This window comes from Stenotrophomonas sp. YJH_SMC_48-3 (genome assembly GCF_059369375.1).
The window spans coordinates 163,862-183,025 of sequence record NZ_JCAFSQ010000010.1 but is presented as its reverse complement, the minus strand read 5'-3'; the positions used below and the strand labels follow the sequence as shown (position 1 = coordinate 183,025).

Below are 19,164 nucleotides of genomic sequence, written 5' to 3'. Positions count from 1 at the left end.
AAAAGGGCCGGATCCGCACGGATCCGGCCCTTTCCGTTTGCGATGCACCCCCCTGTAGAGCCGAGCCTGCGCTCGGCTGCTTCTGCGCCGACAGCAGCCGAGCATGGGCTCGGCTCTACAGAAGCACTCAGCGGCGCGGTGCGTCCGGGTCGGTGCGCAGCGCCTTCAGCAGGCCCCACATGTAGAACGCCAGGGTGAACGAGAACGGCAGGCCGCACAGCACCACCGCCGTCTGCATCGCGCTGAAGTTGCCGGCCAGGAGCAGGCCAACGCTGGCCACGGTGATGCCCGCCGCCCAGAACACGCGCAGCCAGATCGGCGCGTCATGCCCATCTTCCACGCCATCGTCAACGCGACGGGTGCACAGGTTGGCGATCATCAGCGTGCCCGAATCGACCGGGGTCAGGAACAGCACGAAGCCGATCACCACCGCGGCACCGGCCACGTACGGCGCCCCGGGCAGGTATTCCAGCAGCTTGAACAGCGTCATCGCCGCATCGTGCTGGGCCACGTCGCCCAGGATCGCCTGGCCATGGTTGAGGACCAGGTCGATGGCGGTGTTGCCGAAGATCGACAGCCACGCCAGGGTGAAACCGAGGGGGATGAGAAGCACGCCCATGACAACTTCACGGATGGTGCGTCCCCGCGAGATGCGCGCCACGAAAAGGCCGACGAACGGCGCCCAGGCGATCCACCAGGCCCAGTAGAACAGCGTCCACGAGCCCATCCACTCACGCCCCTTCGGGTCGTTGAGGTACATGTCGAAACTCTTGCGCACGAACGCACCGAGGTAATCGCCGGTGTTCTGGATCAGGCCATCGAACAGGTGCAGGGTCGGGCCGGTGACCAGCACGAACAGCAGCAGGCCGCACAGCAGGCGCACGTTGAGGTTGGAGAGCCAGGCAATGCCCTTTTCCACGCCTGCAACCACGCCGATGGTGGCCACCACCATCATCACCAGCACGATCGCCACCAGCACCTGCGGCGTATCCGGGATGTGGAACAGGTAGACCAGGCCGGACTGCACCACCAGCGCGCCGATGCCGAGGTTGGTCACCATCGAGATCAGCGTGGCCAGGATGCCGAAGCCATCCACCATGTCGCCGATGCGGCCATGGATGCGCTCACCGAAGATCGGGTACAGCGCCGAGCGCAGCGCCAGCGGCAGGTCGCGGCGGTAGGCGAAGTAGCCCAGTGCCACACCGACCAGCGCATACAGCGCCCAGCCGTGCAGGCCCCAGTGCAGGAAGGTCAGCACCATCGCCTCGCGGCCGGCGGCCACGGTGCCGCCGGGCTGCCCGGGCGGATTGAGGAAGTGGTCCAGCGGCTCGTAGGCGCCGTAGTACAGCAGCGCGATGCCGATGCCGGCTGAGAACAGCATCGAGACCCAGGCGACGTAGCCGAAGGCCGGTGATTCCTCGTTGTGGCCCAGGCGGATGCGGCCATACGGCGAGAGCGCCAGCCACAGCACGAAGCCCAGGCACAGCACGATCAGCAGCATGTACCACCAGCCAAACGCCGCCGAAACCTCGGCCTGCGCCCATTGCAGCCAGTGCTCGCTGCCTTCGGGATAGAGAACGGTGAGCAGCCCGAGGATGCCGATCGACACCGAGGAGCTGAAGAACACAAAACGGTTCAAGCGCAGGGGCGAACGCTTGGGATGAGCCAGGGAAGACATGGGGTCGTCTCATCAAGTCCGAGGGAGCACATGGGCGGGGCCGGACCGGTAAACCGGGCCCATGGCGTGGGGCGCGAGCGCATCCTAGGGTTTATTGATTGAACGTTCAATCAATAAAAAGCATAATGGCGGGCAGCCCGATCCTTCGGGTCGCAAACCGTGGAGAGACAATGCCGAAGAAAGGCGTGGAACCGGTACGGCGCGAGCAGCTGATCCGGGCCACTTTCCAGACCATCGACGAGATCGGCATGGCCGATGCGACCGTCGCCACCATCGCGAAGAAGGCAGGGTTGTCCAGCGGCATCGTCGCCCACTACTTTGGCGACAAGGACGGCCTGCTCAATGCTGCAATGCGGCAGATCCTGCGCGAGTTGAAGGACGCCGTCGCCCGCTACCGCGCCGACGCCAGCGACGACCCGCGCGAGCAGCTGCGCGCCATCGTCGATGGCAACTTCGACGACAGCCAGATCAACGGCACCGCCATGCGCGTCTGGCTCACCTTCTGGGCCGCGAGCATGCACCAGCCGGAACTGGCCCGGCTGCAGCGCGCCAACGACCAGCGCCTGTTCTCCAACCTCTGCCACCAGTTCAACCGCCTGCTGCCCCACCCGCAGGCCCGCCTGGCCGCCCGTGGCCTGGCCGCGATGATCGACGGCCTGTGGCTGCGTGGCAGCCTGGTCGGCGGCCAGTTCAATGCCGAGAAGTCCCGGCGCATCGCTTACGGCTACATCGACTTCCAGTTGCAGGCTGTCGCGCTATAAGCGCTTCAGCACCCGCCCCCTTCCAAGGAGTACGCCCCATGACCACCCTGCCCGTCCAACAGCTCTACATCCACGGCCAGCGCGTCGATGCCACCAGCGGCAAGACCTTCAAGACCATCAACCCGGCCACCGGTGAGGTGATCGCCGAGGTGCAGGTCGCCAGCCAGGCCGACGTCGAGCGCGCCGTGCAGAGCGCGGCCGAGGGCCAGAAGGTGTGGGCGGCGATGACGGCCATGGAGCGTTCGCGCATCCTGCGCCGCGCCGTCGAGCTCCTGCGCGAGCGCAACGACGAACTGGCCCAGCTGGAGACTCTGGACACCGGCAAGGCGCTGGCCGAAACCACCACCGTGGACATCGTCACCGGTGCCGACGTGGTCGAGTACTACGCCGGCCTGGCCACCGCCATCGAGGGCATCCAGCTGCCGCTGCGCGAATCGAGCTTCTTCTACACCCGCCGCGAGCCGCTGGGCGTGGTCGCCGGCATCGGCGCCTGGAACTACCCGATCCAGATCGCCATGTGGAAGTCGGCCCCGGCCCTGGCTGCCGGCAACGCGATGGTGTTCAAGCCCTCCGAAGTGACCCCGTTGACCGCGATCCGCCTGGCCGAGATCTACACCGAAGCCGGTGTGCCGGCCGGCGTGTTCAACGTCGTGCAGGGCCCGGGCCGCGAGATCGGCCAGTGGCTGACCGAGCACCCGGTGATCGAGAAGATCTCCTTCACCGGCGGCGTCGCCACCGGCAAGAAGGTGATGGCCAGCGCCGCGTCCTCGTCGCTGAAGGAAGTGACCATGGAGCTGGGCGGCAAGTCGCCGCTGGTGATCTGCGATGACGCCGATCTGGACCGCGCGGCCGACATCGCGGTGATGGCCAACTTCTTCAGCTCCGGCCAGGTCTGCACCAACGGCACCCGCGTTTTCGTGCCGCGCAGCATGCTGGCCGCATTCGAGGCCGCCGTGGTCGAGCGCGTCAAGCGCATCCGCATCGGCGACCCGATGGCCGCCGAGACCAACTTCGGCCCGCTGACCAGCTTCCCGCACATGGAAAACGTGCTGCGCTACATCGAGAGCGGCAAGGCCGAAGGCGCCCGCCTGCTGACCGGCGGCGGCCGCGCCACCGAAGGCGCGCTGGCCAATGGCGCCTACGTGCTGCCGACCGTGTTCTCCGACTGCCGCGATGACATGACGATTGTCCGGGAAGAGATCTTCGGGCCGGTGATGAGCATCCTCGCCTACGACGACGAGGACGAAGTGGTGCGCCGCGCCAACGACACCACCTTCGGCCTGGCTGCGGGCGTGGTCAGCAAGGACATCAGCCGAGCGCACCGCATCATCCACCGCCTGGAAGCCGGCATCTGCTGGATCAACACCTGGGGTGAATCGCCGGCCGAAATGCCGGTCGGTGGCTACAAGGAATCGGGCGTCGGCCGTGAGAACGGCATCTCCACCCTCGGCCACTACACCCGCATCAAGTCGGTGCAGGTCGAGCTGGGCGACTACGCCAGCGTGTTCTGACCGGCGCGCCGCAAGCCAGCACCCTCGTCCGGCCACCGCGCCGATCCGACATTCCGCCGCGACGCCTGCATGCAGCGCGCCGCGGCCTGCAGGAGACACCCATGAGCACCCATAACGAGTACGACTACATCATCATCGGCGCAGGCTCGGCCGGCAACGTGCTGGCCACCCGCCTCACCGAAGATGCCGATGTCAGCGTGCTGCTGCTGGAAGCCGGTGGCCCGGACTACCGGTTCGACTTCCGTACCCAGATGCCGGCGGCGCTGGCCTTCCCGCTGCAGGGCAAGCGCTACAACTGGGCGTACAAGACCGATCCGGAGCCCTTCATGAACAACCGCCGCATGGACTGCGGACGCGGCAAGGGCCTGGGCGGCTCGTCGCTGATCAACGGTATGTGCTACATCCGCGGCAACGCGATGGACTACGACAACTGGGCCAGCATGCCGGGCCTGGAGGATTGGACCTACCTGGACTGCCTGCCGTATTTCCGCAAGGCCGAAACCCGCGACATCGGACCCAATGACTACCACGGTGGCGATGGCCCGCTGCGCGTGACCACGCCCAAGGCCGGCAACAACGAACTGTTCGCTGCGATGGTCGAGGCCGGCGTGCAGGCCGGCTACCCGCGCACCGACGACCTCAACGGCTACCAGCAGGAAGGCTTCGGCCCGATGGACCGCACGGTGACCCCGAAGGGCCGTCGTTCCAGCACCGCCCGCGGCTACCTGGACCTGGCCAAACCGCGCCCGAACCTGACCATCGTCACCCACGCGCTGACCGACCGCATCCTGTTCTCGGGCAAGCGTGCGGTGGGCGTGCAGTGGCTGCACAACGACCAGCCACAGCGTGCCACCGCCCGCCGTGAGGTGCTGCTGTGCGGCGGCGCCATCGCCTCGCCGCAGATCCTGCAGCGCTCGGGCGTGGGCCCGGCCGACCTGCTGCGCAGCCTGGACATCGACCTGGTACACCACCTGCCGGGCGTCGGCGCCAACCTGCAGGACCACCTTGAGATGTACCTGCAGTACGAGTGCAAGAAGCCGGTCTCGCTGGCCCCGGCGCTGAAGCTGTACAACCAGCCGGCGATCGGTGCCGAGTGGCTGTTCCTGGGCACCGGCATCGGCGCCAGCAACCAGTTCGAGGCCGGCGGCTTCATCCGCAGCGACGCCGAATTCGACTGGCCGAACCTGCAGTACCACTTTCTGCCGGTGGCGATCAATTACAACGGCTCCAACCCGATCAAGGCGCACAGCTTCCAGATGCACGTCGGTTCGATGCGCTCGCCCAGCCGCGGCCGCATCCATGTGCGTTCGAAGGATCCGCGCGAACATCCGAGCATCCTGTTCAACTACATGTCGCACGAGCAGGACTGGCGTGAGTTCCGCGCGGCGATCCGCATCACCCGCGAGATCTTCGCGCAGCCGGCGCTGGCACCGTATAGCGGCCGCGAGATCTCGCCGGGCAGCGCGCTGCAGACCGACGCGCAGATCGACGCATTCGTGCGCGAGCATGCCGAGACCGCCTACCACCCGTCGTGCTCGAACAAGATGGGCCATGCCGATGACCCGATGGCGGTGGTCGACGGCCAGGGCCGCGTGCACGGGCTGGAAGGCCTGCGCATCGTCGATGCCTCGATCATGCCGCAGGTGGTGACCGGCAACCTCAACGCGCCGACCATCATGATGGCCGAGAAGCTGGCCGACGTGATCCGCGGCCGCACCCCGCTGGCCCGCAGCACCGCGCCGTATTACAAGGCCAACGGTGCACCGGTGCGCAAGCAGGGCTGAGCCAGCCGCACACCGTGAAACACCCACCGGGCATGGCCCGGCGCTACCAGGCGCGTCCTGCCTTCGGTAGCGCCGGGCCATGCCCGGCGCCGTTTGACGCGTTCGCACAATGCGCCACGCAAACCCCTCTTCGCGTTTTCCCTACGGCGGGGTATGCTGCAATGAACGGCCATTGTCGATACGCTCGGGGCCGAACCTAATACATCACGATTCCTGGAGGGGGAATATGAGTCTGGATCGTCCCTGGCTGCAGAGCTATCCGAAAGGCGTTCCCGCCGAAATCGACGTCAACGAGTTCCATTCGGTAGCTTCGGTCTTCGACGCTTCCGTCGCGAAATTCCGCGACCGTCCCGCCTACTCCAGCTTCGGCAAGGTCCTCACCTATGGTGAGACAGACGCGCTGGTCACCCAGTTCGCCGCCTACCTGCTGGGTGAGCTCAAGCTCAAGAAGGGTGACCGCGTCGCCCTGATGATGCCCAACTGCCTGCAGTACCCGGTGGCCACCTTCGGCGTGCTGCGCGCAGGCCTCACCGTGGTCAACGTCAACCCGCTGTACACCGCCCGCGAGCTGAAGCACCAGCTGGTCGACGCCGGCGTCAGTGCGCTGGTGGTGGTCGACAACTTCGGCGACACCGTCGAACAGGTCATCGCCGATACGCCGGTCAAGCACGTGGTCACCACCGGCCTGGGCGACCTGCTCGGCGCCAAGGGCGCGATCGTCAACTTCGTACTGAAGTACGTCAAGAAGATGGTGCCCAACTACCACATCAAGGGCGCCGTCCGCTTCAGGCAGGCGCTCAAGCTGGGCAGCCGCCACGCGCTTCCGCCTGTGGAGATCGACCACGACGACATCGCCTTCCTGCAGTACACCGGCGGTACCACCGGCGTGGCCAAGGGCGCGATGCTGACCAACCGCAACCTGATCGCCAACATGCAGCAGGCGTCGGCATGGCTGTCCACTTCAGGCATCGAGCCGGGCAAGGAAGTGATCATCACGGCCCTGCCGCTGTACCACATCTTCGCGTTGACCGCGAACGGCCTGGTCTTCATGAAATTCGGTGGCTGCAACCACCTGATCACCAACCCGCGCGACATGAAGGGCTTCGTCAAGGAGCTCAAGGGTACCCGCTTCACCGCCATCACCGGTGTCAACACGCTGTTCAACGGCCTGCTCAACACCCCCGGCTTCGACGAGATCGACTTCTCCTCGGTCAAGTTCACCCTGGGCGGCGGCATGGCGGTACAACGTGCCGTGGCCGAACGCTGGAAGAAGGTCACCGGGGTGACCCTGGTCGAAGCCTATGGCCTGACCGAGACCTCGCCGGCAGCCTGCATCAATCCGCTCACCCTGCCCGAGTACAACGGCGCCATCGGCCTGCCGATCCCGTCCACCGATGCCTGCATCAAGGACGACAACGGCAACATCCTGGCGCTGGGCGAAGTGGGTGAACTGTGCATCAGGGGCCCGCAGGTGATGAAGGGCTACTGGCAGCGCCCGGAGGAAACCGCCACCGCCATCGACGCCGACGGCTGGCTGCACACCGGCGACATGGCGAAGATGGACGAAAAGGGCTTCTTCTACATCGTCGACCGCAAGAAGGACATGATCCTGGTGTCCGGCTTCAACGTGTACCCGAATGAGGTCGAAGACGTCATCGCGATGATGCCGGGCGTGCTGGAAGTGGCTGCGGTCGGTGTCCCGGACGAGAAGTCCGGCGAGGTCGTGAAGGTCGTGATTGTGAAGAAGGACCCGAACCTGACCGCGGAAATGGTCAAGGAACATGCCCGGGCCAACCTGACCGGTTACAAGCACCCCAGAATCGTAGAATTCCGAAAGGAGCTGCCGAAGACCAACGTCGGCAAGATTCTCCGTCGCGAGCTGCGTGATACGCCCGCCCAGTAAGGGTTTCCGGGCAACACGACAGTACAGGGGACCCCGCCGGAGACGGCGGGGTCCTTTTATTGCCGGAACATGGCCGGCCCGGCGCTTGCGGGCGGTTCACGACGGGTGCATAGAATCAGTCGCCGCCGCATGTTCAGCTCGCCCCCTCACTCCTCTCCGTCCGCTCTGCGGTTGGCCGGACGGTCACACGGAGAACTCCCATGTCTGCAGTACGCCCCATCATTACCCGTCCCTCGCAGCACCCTACCCTGCGTATCACCGAAGAACCCGAGCGGGACGTTTACTGGATCCATATGCACGCCAACCTGGTCAACCAGCCAGGCCGGCCGTGCTTCGCCTCGCGCCTGGTCGATGACATCGTCGACTACCAGCGCGAACTGGGCGATCGCCTCAGCGCCTCGCACGCTCTGTCACCCCATGTCGTACTTGCCTCGGACAGCGACGTGTTCAACCTGGGCGGCGATCTCGAACTGTTCTGCCGCCTGATCCGCCAGGGCGACCGCGCCCGCTTGCTCGACTATGCCCAGCGCTGCGTGCGCGGCGTGCATGCCTTCCATGCCGGCCTGGGCACCCGTGCCCACAGCATCGCCCTGGTCCAGGGCAATGCACTGGGGGGCGGCTTCGAGGCCGCACTGAGCTGCCACACCATCGTCGCCGAGGAAGGCGTGCTGATGGGCCTGCCGGAGGTGCTGTTCGACCTGTTCCCCGGCATGGGCGCCTACTCCTTCCTGTGCCAGCGGATCAGTCCGCGGCTGGCGGAGAAGATCATGCTGGAAGGCAACCTCTACACCGCCAGCCAGCTGAAGGAAATGGGCCTGGTCGACATCGTGGTGCCGGTGGGCGAAGGTGTTGCCGCAGTCGAACAGGTGATCAAGGAAAGCCGACGCATCCCGCACGCCTGGGCGGCGATGCGTGAGGTCAACGAGATCGCCACCATGGTGCCGCTGCATGAAATGATGCGGATCACCGAGATCTGGGTAGACACTGCGATGCAGCTCGGCGAGAAGTCCCTGCGCACCATGGATCGGCTGGTACGGGCGCAGGCCCGGCGCAATGGCGACCCGGCCTGATCGTCTGGCGGGTCAGGACGGGCTGCGCTCGCTGTCGTCGCGGTGCGGTGCCCCCGCACTACGGGCAGCCAACGCATTCCTGCCGTTGCGCAGAGCGGTCGCCAGGCTGCTGAGGCGGGCGCTCCATTCGCCCTTCAGCTGCCAGTCCGCCATGCGCATGAGTTCGCCACTGGAGGCGGCAACCTGGACAAGCCCCAGGTTGCTTGCCACGCCGCGCAGCGCGTGGGCGTGCTCGCGGAAATCCTCCCAGGCCTGGCGCTCGCCGCAGCCCTGCAGCTGGCCCATGCTTGCGTCGACGTCCGCCAGGCATTGGTCGATGAACTTGCGTTCGAAGCCATCGCCCATGCCCAGCGACGCCAGCTCGTCCAGCACCGCGGTATCGAGCACGCCATCGCCGACCGGCAATGCAGGCACCGACTGGATGCCGGGCTCGGCGCGGGTGTTGGCGGCGACATCGGCCAGCACTTCCAGCAGGCGGGTGGCCACCACGGGCTTGGCAAGGAAGGCGCGGGCGCCGGCCTGCTCACAACGCAGGATGGACTCGGGGGTGACGTCTGCGCTCAGCACCATGACCGGAACGTAAGGCATGCCGCTGGCCTGCATCACCCGCAACTGCTTGAGCAGATCCAGTCCGCTCATGCCGGGCATGTGCAGGTCGACGATCGCTGCGTCGTAACTGGCCTGCTCCAACGCATCGAGCACTTCGGCGCCGCCGTTGACGCAGGTGACCTTGTGGCCGGCCTTCTCCAGCAGCCGCTGCAGCACCATGCGGTTGGCCTCGTGATCGTCGGCCACCAGGACCCGCAGGCTGCGCACCCGTGCACGATGGCGCAGGAAGGGGTTGGAAAACGCGATGACATTGCCGGCTTCAGCCACCTCGGACGGAACCGCCGGGGCTGATGCGGTCTCTGCGACGTCCAGCGTGATCTCGACCCAGAACACGCTGCCGCGCGGGCTGTTCGGTACATAGCCGACCTGCCCGCCCATCGACTCGACCAGGCCCTTGGCAATGGCCGTGCCCAGGCCGGTGCCCTCATGGCGACGGGCCAGGCCGACATCCCCCTGCTCGAAGGCATTGAACAGGCGCCCACGCAGCGCCACCGGCACGCCGATGCCGGTATCGACGATCTCGAATCGCAGGCGCATCCGTTGGCTGCCCGGCGCGTCCGGGCTCGACACGCGCAGATGTACGTAGCCGCTGTCGGTGAACTTGACCGCGTTGCCCATCAGGTTCAGCAGGATCTGCTGCAGATGCCCGGCATCACCCAGCAGGCGCGGCGGCACGTTGTCGTCCACCTGCACGCGATAGTCCAGCGACTTGGAGCGGGTCTGCGGGGTCAGGATCAGGTTGATCGCCTGCAGCACGTCGGCCAGTGCGAACTCGTGCGACTCCACGCGCACCTTGCCGGCTTCGATCGCGGAGATGTCCAGCACCTCTTCCACCAGCGCCAGCAGGCTGCGGGTCGAGGCCTGGATGGTGTTCAGGCACTCGCGCTGTTCGTCGTCCAGGCGGGTGGTGGCCAGTACTTCGGTCATGCCCGCCAGCCCGTTCAGCGGCGTGCGGAACTCATGGCTCATGTTGGCCAGGAAGCGGCTCTTGGCTTCGTTGGCCTGGCGCGCCTCGGCCACCGCCCGGGTCAAGGCATGCAACAGCGAATCGAAGTACAGCGGAATCGCGCCCAGGCCCAGCAGCAGGCCCCAGCCCAGATAGTCGTGGCTGCGCCAGTAGGGCGACAGCATCACCGTGCACAGGAACGCCAGGCAGCCCATGGCCGTGGCCACGCGCAGGTAGGTGCTGCCGTAGCGCATGCCGTTGCCGATCGTGACCCACAGCATCACCGCATACAGCGGTGCGGCCGGCTCGCCCTGGATCGTCATGATCCAGGCCATGCAGGTGTAGTCGGTCAGCATGCCGATCACCCGGCGCACATGCGACACGCCCGGATTGACCAGGATCGCGGCCAGCAGGCCTGCGGAAATGGTCAGCTCGAAGGCGAGGATCAGCCACGTCGCAGTCAGCGCCTCACCGCCACCGCTCAGCGAGCGCCAGCCGAGATAGCTGATGAACAGCGCCGTGATGATGATGCGGATCAGGTTCTGCGCGTGCTCGCTGTCCTCGCGCCCGGACAGGCGCTGCTTGAAGCGGGCCAGCAGCGAGCGCTTGTCGGAGCCAGTGGCGGGCGTCGTATCCATGGTCGGATGTCGCATCCTTCGGCGCAGCAGGGAGGAGCAGCACAACGGTACCGCCAACAGCCCCAGCCACAGTGAAACCGCCAGGCCCAGGTTGGCCTGCCAGTAAGGGGTCAACAGCACCGTAGTGCCGAAACTGGCCATGGCCAGCACGACGGCAGCGGCCAGGTACCGCGGCCCGAAGCGCAGGCCGTTGCCCACTGTCACCCACATCACCACCGCATACACCCACGCCAGCGGCTCACCCATCTGGATCATGCCGATCGCGATCAGTCCGTAATCGGCCAGCATTCCGGCCACCCGTCGCGGGTCCGAGCGCTGCGGCCTCCACAGCAGCCAGCCGAACAGCAGCAGCGACAGGCCCAGGCCGGTCACTACCGTTGCCAGCACGCCCTGGTACTGATCCAACCGGTGCAGGCGGGCACCGGACAGCAGAACATAGATCAGGATCAGCGAGATCAGCACCACCCGCACGATCGCCTGGCCATGTTCCGAATCCGGACGCTGCGCCAGCCGACGCTTCACGCGTGCGAACAGGTCCTGCATGTCACCCACCCGGTCGCGTCGATGCCGTCGAGTGCTGGGCGCAGATGTCCATCAACTGCTGGCGGCCGCGCATCAGCGCATCCACGCAGCGTGGATCGAACAGGCGGCCACGCTGTGCGTACAGATAGGCCAGTGTGGCTTCCATGGTCCATGCTTCCTTGTACGGACGGGGTGAGATGAGTGCGTCGAAGACATCGGCGACAGCAACGATCCGCGCTTCCAGCGGGATCGCTTCGCCGACCAGGCCGTCGGGATAGCCGCTGCCGTCATAGCGCTCGTGATGGCGCAGCGCGATGAGCGCGCCCACCTGGATGAAACGGTTCTGGCTGCCACTGAGCAGCTCGTGGCCGATGCGTGGATGCCGGCGCATGATCGCCAGCTCCTCGTCATTGAGCTTGCCCTGCTTGAGCAGCACCGCGTCGGGAATGGCGATCTTGCCCATGTCATGCAGCGGTGCGGCCATCTCGATCAGGCGCACGTCGTCTTCGGGCAGGCCCAGCTGCTCGGCAATCAGCCCCGCCACGCGCGCCATGCGTTCGAGGTAGGCACTGGTGCCGGCATCTCGGAACTCGATCGCCCGTGCCAATCGCGACAGGGTCTCGCGTTCGCGTTCCTCGACCTCGTGCATGCTGGCCAGCAGGCGCTGCTCCAGCGACAACGCACGCTGCTTCACGTTCTCGGTCTGCTGGCGCAGCTGCAGCAGGTTGTAGCAGCGCGCGCGCAGTTCGCGCGGGCGGATCGGCTTGACCAGGAAGTCGATGACCCCCGCTTCCAGCGCCGCCTGCCGGATCGGCTCGTCGCCGACCACGGTGATCAGGATCACCGGGATATCGCGGTGCTTGGGCAGGCGACGGAAACGGCGGGCGAACTCCAGCCCGTCCATCTCCGGCATGCGGTAATCGAGCAGCAGCAGGTCGACCGGGTGCGCCTCGCACCAGGCCAATGCGGTCAGCGGATCGCCGAAGTCATGCACGCTCAGTTCCGGCGCGATGTCTTCGATGACATGACGCAGCATCGTCCGCGCGGACGTCTGGTCGTCAACAATGACGATGTTCAACGCGTACTCCGCCTGGTTTCTCGACCATGCTGGATCATCAGCAGGCGAGGATACCCTGCCGCTGCGAACGCTCGCACCCTGCATCGGCCCGACTCCCGTGTCATGCGTCCCGGTTCATGATCGTCATCACATTGTGAAGCGGACTCTCCACAATGCGCACTCCCCTTGGCGCCGATCAAGCCATAACAGACGTCAAGGTAGTGCATTAACGATACGCCGAGTGCGGGAGGCGTCAATCGCGCCGTCTCATTTCGCGACGGCGCGCACAAACAGGGGTCAAAAAGACGACTTACTGCTCCGGACGCATGTACGGGAACAGCAGCACGTCACGGATCGAGCTGCTGCCGGTCAGCAGCATCACCAGGCGATCCACGCCGATGCCGAGGCCACCGGTCGGGGCCATGCCGTACTCCAGCGCACGGATGTAGTCGGCGTCGTAGTGCATCGCCTCGTCGTCGCCGCCTTCCTTCGCGGCCACCTGGGCCTGGAAACGCTGCGCCTGGTCTTCCGGGTCGTTCAGTTCGGAGAAGCCGTTGGCCAGCTCCTTGCCGTTGACGAACAGCTCGAAGCGATCCGTGTAACCCGGGTCGTTGTCGTTGGCACGAGCCAGCGGCGAGACCTCCACCGGGTGGTCGGTGATGAAGGTCGGCTGGATCAGGGTGTGCTCGACCGTGGCCTCGAAGATCTCCAGCAGCAGCTTGCCCCAGCCGTAGGACGGCTTGACGCGGATATTCAAGCGCTCGCAATGGCGCAGCAGCGCGTCGCGGTCGGTGCAGTCGGCGACGGAAATCTCGGGGTTGTGGTGGCGCACCGCCTCGTCCATGCGCCAACGGCGGAACGCCGGGCCCAGGTCGATCTTCGCCCCGTCCCACTCGACCTCGGTGCTGCCGTTGACGGCCTTGGCCACGTCACGGATCACGCCTTCGGTCAGGTCCATGATCTCGTTGTACGTGGCGTAGGCCTCGTACAGCTCCATCATGGTGAATTCCGGGTTGTGGCGGGTGCTGACGCCTTCGTTGCGGAAGTTGCGGTTGATCTCGTAAACGCGCTCCAGGCCACCCACGGTCAGGCGCTTGAGGTACAGCTCCGGCGCCACACGCAGGTACAGGTCCAGGTCCAGCGCGTTGTGGTGGGTGGTGAACGGCTTGGCCGCCGCGCCGCCGGGGATGTAATGCATCATCGGCGTCTCGACTTCCAGGAAGTCGCGGTTGTCCAGCCACGCACGCATGGCGCGGATGATCTTCGAGCGCTTGATGAAGACCGCGCGCGACTCCGGGGTGACGATCAGGTCGACGTAACGCTGGCGGTAACGCTGCTCGACGTCGGCCAGCCCATGCCACTTGTCCGGCAGCGGGCGCAGCGACTTGGTCAGCAGGCGGATCGATTCGGCCTTGACCGACAGCTCGCCGGTCCTGGTGCGGGTCAGGCCGCCTTCGACGGCGATGATGTCGCCCACGTCCCAGCCCTTGAAGGCGGTATAGGCATCGCCCAGCACCGTGCCCTGCAGGAACAGCTGGATGCGGCCGGACTCGTCCTGGATCTGCGCGAAACTGGCCTTGCCCATGATGCGCTTGGCCATCAGGCGGCCGGCCATCTTCACCTGGCGGCCATTGCCTTCCAGCGCCTCGGCGGTCCACTTTTCGACATCGGCGAACTCTTCCTGCAGGCGGCCGGCGAAGTCCTCGCGACGGAAATCGTTCGGATACGCGATGCCCTGCCCACGCAGCGCTTTGAGTTTCTCACGGCGCTCGGCGATCAACTTGTTTTCGTCGACGGGGGGGGTATCGGTAGCTTCGCTCATGGATCTGCGGGAATCGTGTAGTGAGGGGGATCTTGCGCCCGGCACAGCCGGTTGCCCAGCATACCAAAACCGTCCAGCCCCAGCCCCGCCGCCGCCCTGCCCCGGTAGTCGCCAACCTTGGTTGGCGGTCCCTGTGTCGACCAAGGTCGACACCCACCGGAGCGCGGCGCCGGCGTCAGCCGTTCCCGGGAAACGCCTGTCGCAGCTCGTCCACCAGCACCCGCTGGTTCTCCGAGTAATCGATCGGCACCGACACCAGGTGCACCCCGCCCTCGTTGAAGGCCGCCTCCAGGGTCGGGACGAACTGCTCGATGGCCGTCACCTCATGCCCCTTGCAGCCATAGGCCTCGGCATACTTCACAAAATCGGGATTGCTGAAGGTCATGCCGTAGTCGGTGAAACCATCCACCGCCTGCTTCCAGCGGATCATGCCGTAGGCACCGTCGTTGAGGATCAGCACCACCAGGTTCAGGCCCAGCCGGCGCGCCGTCTCCAGCTCCTGGCTGTTCATCATGAAGCCGCCGTCGCCACACACCGCCAGCACCCGTCGTTGCGGGTACAGGATCGAGGCCATGATCGCCGACGGCAGGCCCGCGCCCATGGTCGCCAGCGCGTTGTCCAGCAGCAATGTGTTGGCCACCTGGGTGCGGTAGTTGCGCGCAAACCAGATCTTGTACATGCCGTTGTCCAGCGCCACGATGCCGTCCGGCGGCATCACCTGGCGCACGTCGTGCACCAGTCGTTGCGGGGTGAAACCAGCGTCCTCGGCGCGATCGGCAAGGTGCTCGAGGATGGTCGCGCGCAGCGGCAGCAGCGCATCGGCATGGGGCACCGCGCCTTCGATGCGGTCGGCCAGTTGGGTCAGCGAACGGCCGATGTCACCGATCACTTCCACCTGCGGGAAGTACACCTGCTCCACCGCCGCCTGCGAGTAGCCGATATGGATCACGGTCGGCCCGCCTGGACGCATCACGAATGGCGGCTTTTCGGTGACCTCATGGCCGATGGTCACGATCACGTCGGCCTGGTCGATGGCCATGTGCACGTAGTCGCGTTCGGTCAGCGCCGCGGTACCCATGTACAGGCCCGAGCCGCCGGCCACCGCGCCTTTGCCCATCTGCGTGGTGAAGAACGGAATGCCGGCGCGTAGTACGAACGCCGACAGCGCCTCGCTGGACTGCGGCCGCGACGCCGCCGAAGCGATCATCAGCAACGGCCGCTTGGCATTGCGGATGATCTCCGCGGCGCGGTCCAGCGCCTCGGGGCTGGCAATCGGCCGCTCCACCGCATGCGGCGGAATCAGCGACACCCCTTCTACTTCATCGGCGGCGATATCCTCGGGCAGCTCCAGCAACACCGGGCCCGGGCGCTCCTCCTGGGCCACACGGAACGCTTCGCGGACGATGGTCGGGATGGTGCGCGCCGAGACGATCTGCCGCGCCTGCTTGGTCAGCGGCTTCATCGTGCTGACGATGTCGACGATCTGGAAGCGTGCCTGCTTGCTGGCCACGATGCCCTTCTGGCCTGTGATCATGATGACCGGCCACGCACCGAGCAGCGCGTAGGCGGCGCCGGTGGTGAAGTTGAGCGCGCCCGGACCGAGCGTTGCCAGGCATACGCCCGGCTTGCCGGTCAGGCGGCCATACGTGGCCGCCATGAACACCGCCGCCTGTTCGTGGCGGGTGATGACCAGTTCGATGCTGGAATGGCGGAGCGACTCGACCACGTCGAGGTTTTCTTCGCCGGGAATACCGAAAATGCGCTCGACGCCTTCGTTCTCAAGTGCGGCGACGAGCAGATCTGAACCCTTGGACATCGGATGCCGTCCTTTGTGCTGGACTGATGGTGGATCGTTGCAGGAAGGATGAGAGCCGCGTGTCAATGCTTGTCGAACCACACTGTCTGCGCGTTGACGAATTCTCGGATGCCGAAGTGCGAGAGCTCGCGGCCGAAGCCGCTCTTCTTCACGCCGCCGATCGGCACGCGGGGGTCCGAAGCGGAGAAGCCGTTGACGAACACACCGCCGGTCTGCAGCCGGCGGGCCAGCTGCATGGCTCGGGCGCGGTCGCCGGTCCACAGGTTGCCGCTGAGGCCGAACTCGCTCTGGTTGGCCAGTTCCACCGCGTGGTCGGCATCACGGGCGCGGCTGATCGAGGCCACCGGCCCGAAGGTCTCGGTATCGAAGGCCTGCATGCCCGGCTCCACGTCGGCCAGTACGGTGGGGGCGTAGAACGCGCCCGGGCGATCCAGCTGATGGCCGCCGACCAGCAGCTTCGCGCCGGCCTCCACCGAGGCGCGTACCTGCGCATCCAGCTGTTCCAGCAAGTCCTGGCGGGCCATCGGGCCGATGCGGTTGGCCGGGTCGCGGCCATCGCCGATGCTCAGTGCCTGCACCTTCTGGCAGAACTGCGCCACGAAACGGTCGTAGACCGCGTCTTCGACGATGATGCGCTTTCCGGCGATGCAGACCTGCCCGGTGTTCTGGAAGCGCGAGGCGACCGCGGCATCTACGGCGGCGTCCAGATCGGCGTCGGCCAGCACGATGAACGGATCCGAGCCACCCAGCTCCAGCACTACCTTCTTCAGTGCCTGCCCGGCCTGGGCAGCGATGCTGCGGCCGGCGGCCACGCTGCCGGTCAGGGTGACGGCGGCAATGCGGTCATCGGCGATCGCACGGCTGGTACCCTCGCGGCTGATGTTGGCGGCGATGAAGGTGCCTTCCGGCAGCCCGGCATCACGCCAGGCGGCATCGAGCAGTTGCGCGGTGCCGACGATGTTCTCGGCCGGCTTCAGCAGGAAGCCGTTACCGCCCATCAGGATCGGTACCGCCGCGCGCATCACCTGCCAGTACGGGAAATTCCACGGCATGATGCCCAGCACCACGCCCAGCGGCAGGTAGGACACGTAGGCCTTGTCGTCGGGCACCTGGGTCGGCTCGTCGCGCAGGAACTGCGCACCGTGGTCGGCGTACCAGTCGCACAGCACGGCGCACTTCTCGATTTCTGCCAGGGATTCGGCCTGGACCTTGCCCATTTCGGCGGTAGCCAGCGCAGCCAGCTTTTCACGGTCGCGGCGCAGTACCGCGGCCATCGCACGCAATACGTCTGCACGCTGTTCGAGGCTCCTCGTGCTCCAGGCGGCGAAGCCAACCTGGCCGCGATCGAGGATGGCCTCCAGTTCGGCGTCGGTAGCGAAGGGGTGGCTGGCGATCTGCTGGCCGGTGGCCGGATCGCGGGAAATGGCTGTACTGGGGGCAGCGGACATGCAGGTCTCCTGGTGTCTCGACGACGGGCGGTGGCCCATCTCCTGCACAGGAATGTGGACCCGATTGGCGGAGGCAACAAGGCGTCTGCTTATCCTGTGACCTGCACTTACCTGTCTGAATGGAGATAGGTGCCGGCAGGGCTGCGCCCTGCACCCGCAGAGGCCAGGGCAACGTCAAGGTCAAAGGCCTGCATCCCCTGGGATGGCGGTGTGGGTCCGGTTGCGGGGGACGGCGTAAATCCCCCTCCGGGGTCCGGCCCAGCCGCCGGCGGCTGGGCGTTCGGGCGCTTGCGAAGCAGTGCTTCGCAAGCAAAGCGCCCTCACCCATGTAGCCTCGGTCGCGCCATCCATGGCGCTCACGCCCCCGCAACCGGACCCACCCCGCCTTCGACAGATTTCCGCGATCTGTCGGGAATACTCTTGGGATCTGACCCCGGAATTTCTTTCGATATCTGACAGATGTGTCGACCAAGGTCGACACCTACCAACAGCCGCGCGAAATTTGTCTGAGGCGGGGCGGTGTGGGTTGGCAGGACCGTTGGCGCCATGGATGGCGCCATCGAGCCCCCATGGATGGGTTCACGGCGTGTCCTGCCAGCCCACACCGCCCCGCCATCCCAAGGATGCTCGCTGTTGCTGTTGCTGTTGCTGTTGCCTTGGCTTGAAGCCTCTGCGGGTGCAGGGCGCAGCCCTGCCGAACCAACCTACCTTCGCGGCAGGTAAGTCACCAGGGAAAGATCGTGCCGGCTCTCCGGCACCAGCGCCACGTACTGCAGGTCCAGCAACCCGCGCGTGGGATGGTTCAACTTCTTCGCACCTTCATCGAACCGCCGCACGTCGTGCTCCGGCCACCACTGACGGAATTCCTCGCTGTGCGCGGCAATGTCCTCCACCAGCGCCAGGAACGGCGCCTTGTCCGGCGCCTGCGCCATCGCCGCACGGAAACCTGCCAGCAGGCCGCGGGTCATTTCTTCCCAGTTGAGGATCAGCGTGCGGTACGGCGGGTACAGAAACATCAGCCGCAGCGTATTGCGCTCGTGCGGCGCCAACTGGCTGTAGTCCACGAACAGATCGGCGATGGCCGGGTTCCAGGCCAGGATGTCGAAGCGGGTATTGCGCACATACGCAGGGATCGGCTGCATCGCCTCCACCAGCTGGCGCAGGCCATCGGTCACGCTTTCGTCCGGTGATTCCAGTGGCACGCCATAGCCGGACAACGCGAACGCATAGGCGCGCTCGTCGTCGCTCATGCGCAGCACCTGTGCCAGCCGCTCCAGCACCTCGGGCGAGGCGCGCACTTCACGGCCCTGCTCGATCCAGGTGTACCAGCTGACACCCCGATCGCCAGCGCGACTTCCTCGCGTTTCAGGCCCGGGGTACGCCGGCGCCCGGCCGGCAGGCCGAGCGTGGCGGGGTCGACACGGGCGCGGCAGGCCTTGAGGAAGCCGCCGAGTTCCTTGCGTTCACTTTCGCTGCGCATCATCGGCCCGTCCTGCCCTTTGTAGCGTCGAGCCATGCTCGACGCATCTGCTACTGCGCCAACAGCAGCCGAGCATGGGCTCGGCTCTACCGGAAGCGCGATCAGCCACCCTCGGCGTT

At 66.1% G+C, this 19,164-nt stretch carries 11 protein-coding genes and 1 pseudogene; 5 read left to right on the top strand and 7 right to left on the bottom strand.

Features of this window, described 5'->3' with window-relative positions; translation table 11 throughout:
• Nucleotides 1–127 precede the first annotated feature (127 nt).
• On the bottom strand, nt 128–1,678 hold the full coding sequence (locus AC5P65_RS16305; protein WP_111097829.1) for a BCCT family transporter: 1,551 nt from the start codon (nt 1,676–1,678) through the stop codon (nt 128–130).
• 170 nt (nt 1,679–1,848) lie between these two features.
• Here AC5P65_RS16305 and betI point away from each other — a divergent pair, with 170 nt between their 5' ends.
• The 5 genes from betI (at nt 1,849) to rpfF (ending at nt 8,707) form a co-directional block, all read left to right on the top strand.
• Nucleotides 1,849–2,439 carry a transcriptional regulator BetI gene (gene betI, locus AC5P65_RS16300; protein WP_005409501.1) on the top strand — a complete coding sequence of 197 codons (591 nt, stop codon included), beginning with the start codon at nt 1,849–1,851 and terminating at the stop codon, nt 2,437–2,439.
• Between the two features lie 38 nt (nt 2,440–2,477).
• The gene (betB, locus tag AC5P65_RS16295; protein ID WP_111097830.1) at nt 2,478–3,950 is read left to right on the top strand and encodes a betaine-aldehyde dehydrogenase; all 1,473 of its coding nucleotides are present in this window, start codon (nt 2,478–2,480) and stop codon (nt 3,948–3,950) included.
• A 101-nt stretch (nt 3,951–4,051) separates the two neighbouring features.
• On the top strand, nt 4,052–5,734 hold the full coding sequence (gene betA, locus AC5P65_RS16290; RefSeq protein ID WP_021202070.1) for a choline dehydrogenase: 1,683 nt from the start codon (nt 4,052–4,054) through the stop codon (nt 5,732–5,734).
• Nucleotides 5,735–5,960: 226 nt separating this feature from the next.
• Nucleotides 5,961–7,637 carry a long-chain fatty acid--CoA ligase gene (locus AC5P65_RS16285; RefSeq protein WP_111097831.1) on the top strand — a complete coding sequence of 559 codons (1,677 nt, stop codon included), beginning with the start codon at nt 5,961–5,963 and terminating at the stop codon, nt 7,635–7,637.
• Nucleotides 7,638–7,837: 200 nt separating this feature from the next.
• Complete coding sequence (gene rpfF, locus AC5P65_RS16280; protein ID WP_111097832.1) at nt 7,838–8,707, top strand: diffusible signal factor synthase RpfF; 870 nt, start codon at nt 7,838–7,840, stop codon at nt 8,705–8,707.
• A gap of 12 nt (nt 8,708–8,719) precedes the next feature.
• On the opposite strand, the gene AC5P65_RS16275 is transcribed toward rpfF, so the two are convergent.
• From AC5P65_RS16275 to AC5P65_RS16250, 6 genes and pseudogenes are all read right to left on the bottom strand, one after another.
• Nucleotides 8,720–11,443, bottom strand: a complete 2,724-nt coding sequence (locus AC5P65_RS16275; protein ID WP_241745026.1) for a response regulator — start codon at nt 11,441–11,443, stop codon at nt 8,720–8,722.
• A 1-nt stretch (nt 11,444) separates the two neighbouring features.
• Nucleotides 11,445–12,584 (bottom strand): cyclic di-GMP phosphodiesterase response regulator RpfG, encoded by a 1,140-nt coding sequence (gene rpfG / locus AC5P65_RS16270; protein ID WP_019661474.1) that lies wholly within the window; start codon nt 12,582–12,584, stop codon nt 11,445–11,447.
• A 205-nt stretch (nt 12,585–12,789) separates the two neighbouring features.
• Nucleotides 12,790–14,301 (bottom strand): lysine--tRNA ligase, encoded by a 1,512-nt coding sequence (lysS, locus tag AC5P65_RS16265; RefSeq protein WP_111097834.1) that lies wholly within the window; start codon nt 14,299–14,301, stop codon nt 12,790–12,792.
• Between the two features lie 175 nt (nt 14,302–14,476).
• Nucleotides 14,477–16,117: an acetolactate synthase large subunit gene (locus AC5P65_RS16260; RefSeq protein WP_021202067.1), complete on the bottom strand. Its 1,641-nt coding sequence runs from the start codon at nt 16,115–16,117 to the stop codon at nt 14,477–14,479.
• A 62-nt stretch (nt 16,118–16,179) separates the two neighbouring features.
• Complete coding sequence (locus AC5P65_RS16255; protein ID WP_111097835.1) at nt 16,180–17,565, bottom strand: NAD-dependent succinate-semialdehyde dehydrogenase; 1,386 nt, start codon at nt 17,563–17,565, stop codon at nt 16,180–16,182.
• A 704-nt stretch (nt 17,566–18,269) separates the two neighbouring features.
• Nucleotides 18,270–19,048: pseudogene (locus AC5P65_RS16250) on the bottom strand (helix-turn-helix transcriptional regulator).
• Nucleotides 19,049–19,164: the final 116 nt, after the last annotated feature.

Excerpts from the sequence above, each read along its gene's own strand:
- AC5P65_RS16255 (WP_111097835.1), bottom strand. The coding sequence starts at position 17,565 with ATGTCCGCTGCCCCCAGTACAGCCATTTCCCGCGATCCGGCCACCGGC.
- rpfF (WP_111097832.1), top strand. The coding sequence starts at position 7,838 with ATGTCTGCAGTACGCCCCATCATTACCCGTCCCTCGCAGCACCCTACC.
- AC5P65_RS16260 (WP_021202067.1), bottom strand. The coding sequence starts at position 16,117 with ATGTCCAAGGGTTCAGATCTGCTCGTCGCCGCACTTGAGAACGAAGGC.
- rpfG (WP_019661474.1), bottom strand. The coding sequence starts at position 12,584 with ATGCAGGGTGCGAGCGTTCGCAGCGGCAGGGTATCCTCGCCTGCTGAT.
- betI (WP_005409501.1), top strand. The coding sequence starts at position 1,849 with ATGCCGAAGAAAGGCGTGGAACCGGTACGGCGCGAGCAGCTGATCCGG.
- AC5P65_RS16305 (WP_111097829.1), bottom strand. The coding sequence starts at position 1,678 with ATGTCTTCCCTGGCTCATCCCAAGCGTTCGCCCCTGCGCTTGAACCGT.
- lysS (WP_111097834.1), bottom strand. The coding sequence starts at position 14,301 with ATGAGCGAAGCTACCGATACCCCCCCCGTCGACGAAAACAAGTTGATC.
- AC5P65_RS16285 (WP_111097831.1), top strand. The coding sequence starts at position 5,961 with ATGAGTCTGGATCGTCCCTGGCTGCAGAGCTATCCGAAAGGCGTTCCC.
- betA (WP_021202070.1), top strand. The coding sequence starts at position 4,052 with ATGAGCACCCATAACGAGTACGACTACATCATCATCGGCGCAGGCTCG.
- betB (WP_111097830.1), top strand. The coding sequence starts at position 2,478 with ATGACCACCCTGCCCGTCCAACAGCTCTACATCCACGGCCAGCGCGTC.
- AC5P65_RS16275 (WP_241745026.1), bottom strand. The coding sequence starts at position 11,443 with ATGCAGGACCTGTTCGCACGCGTGAAGCGTCGGCTGGCGCAGCGTCCG.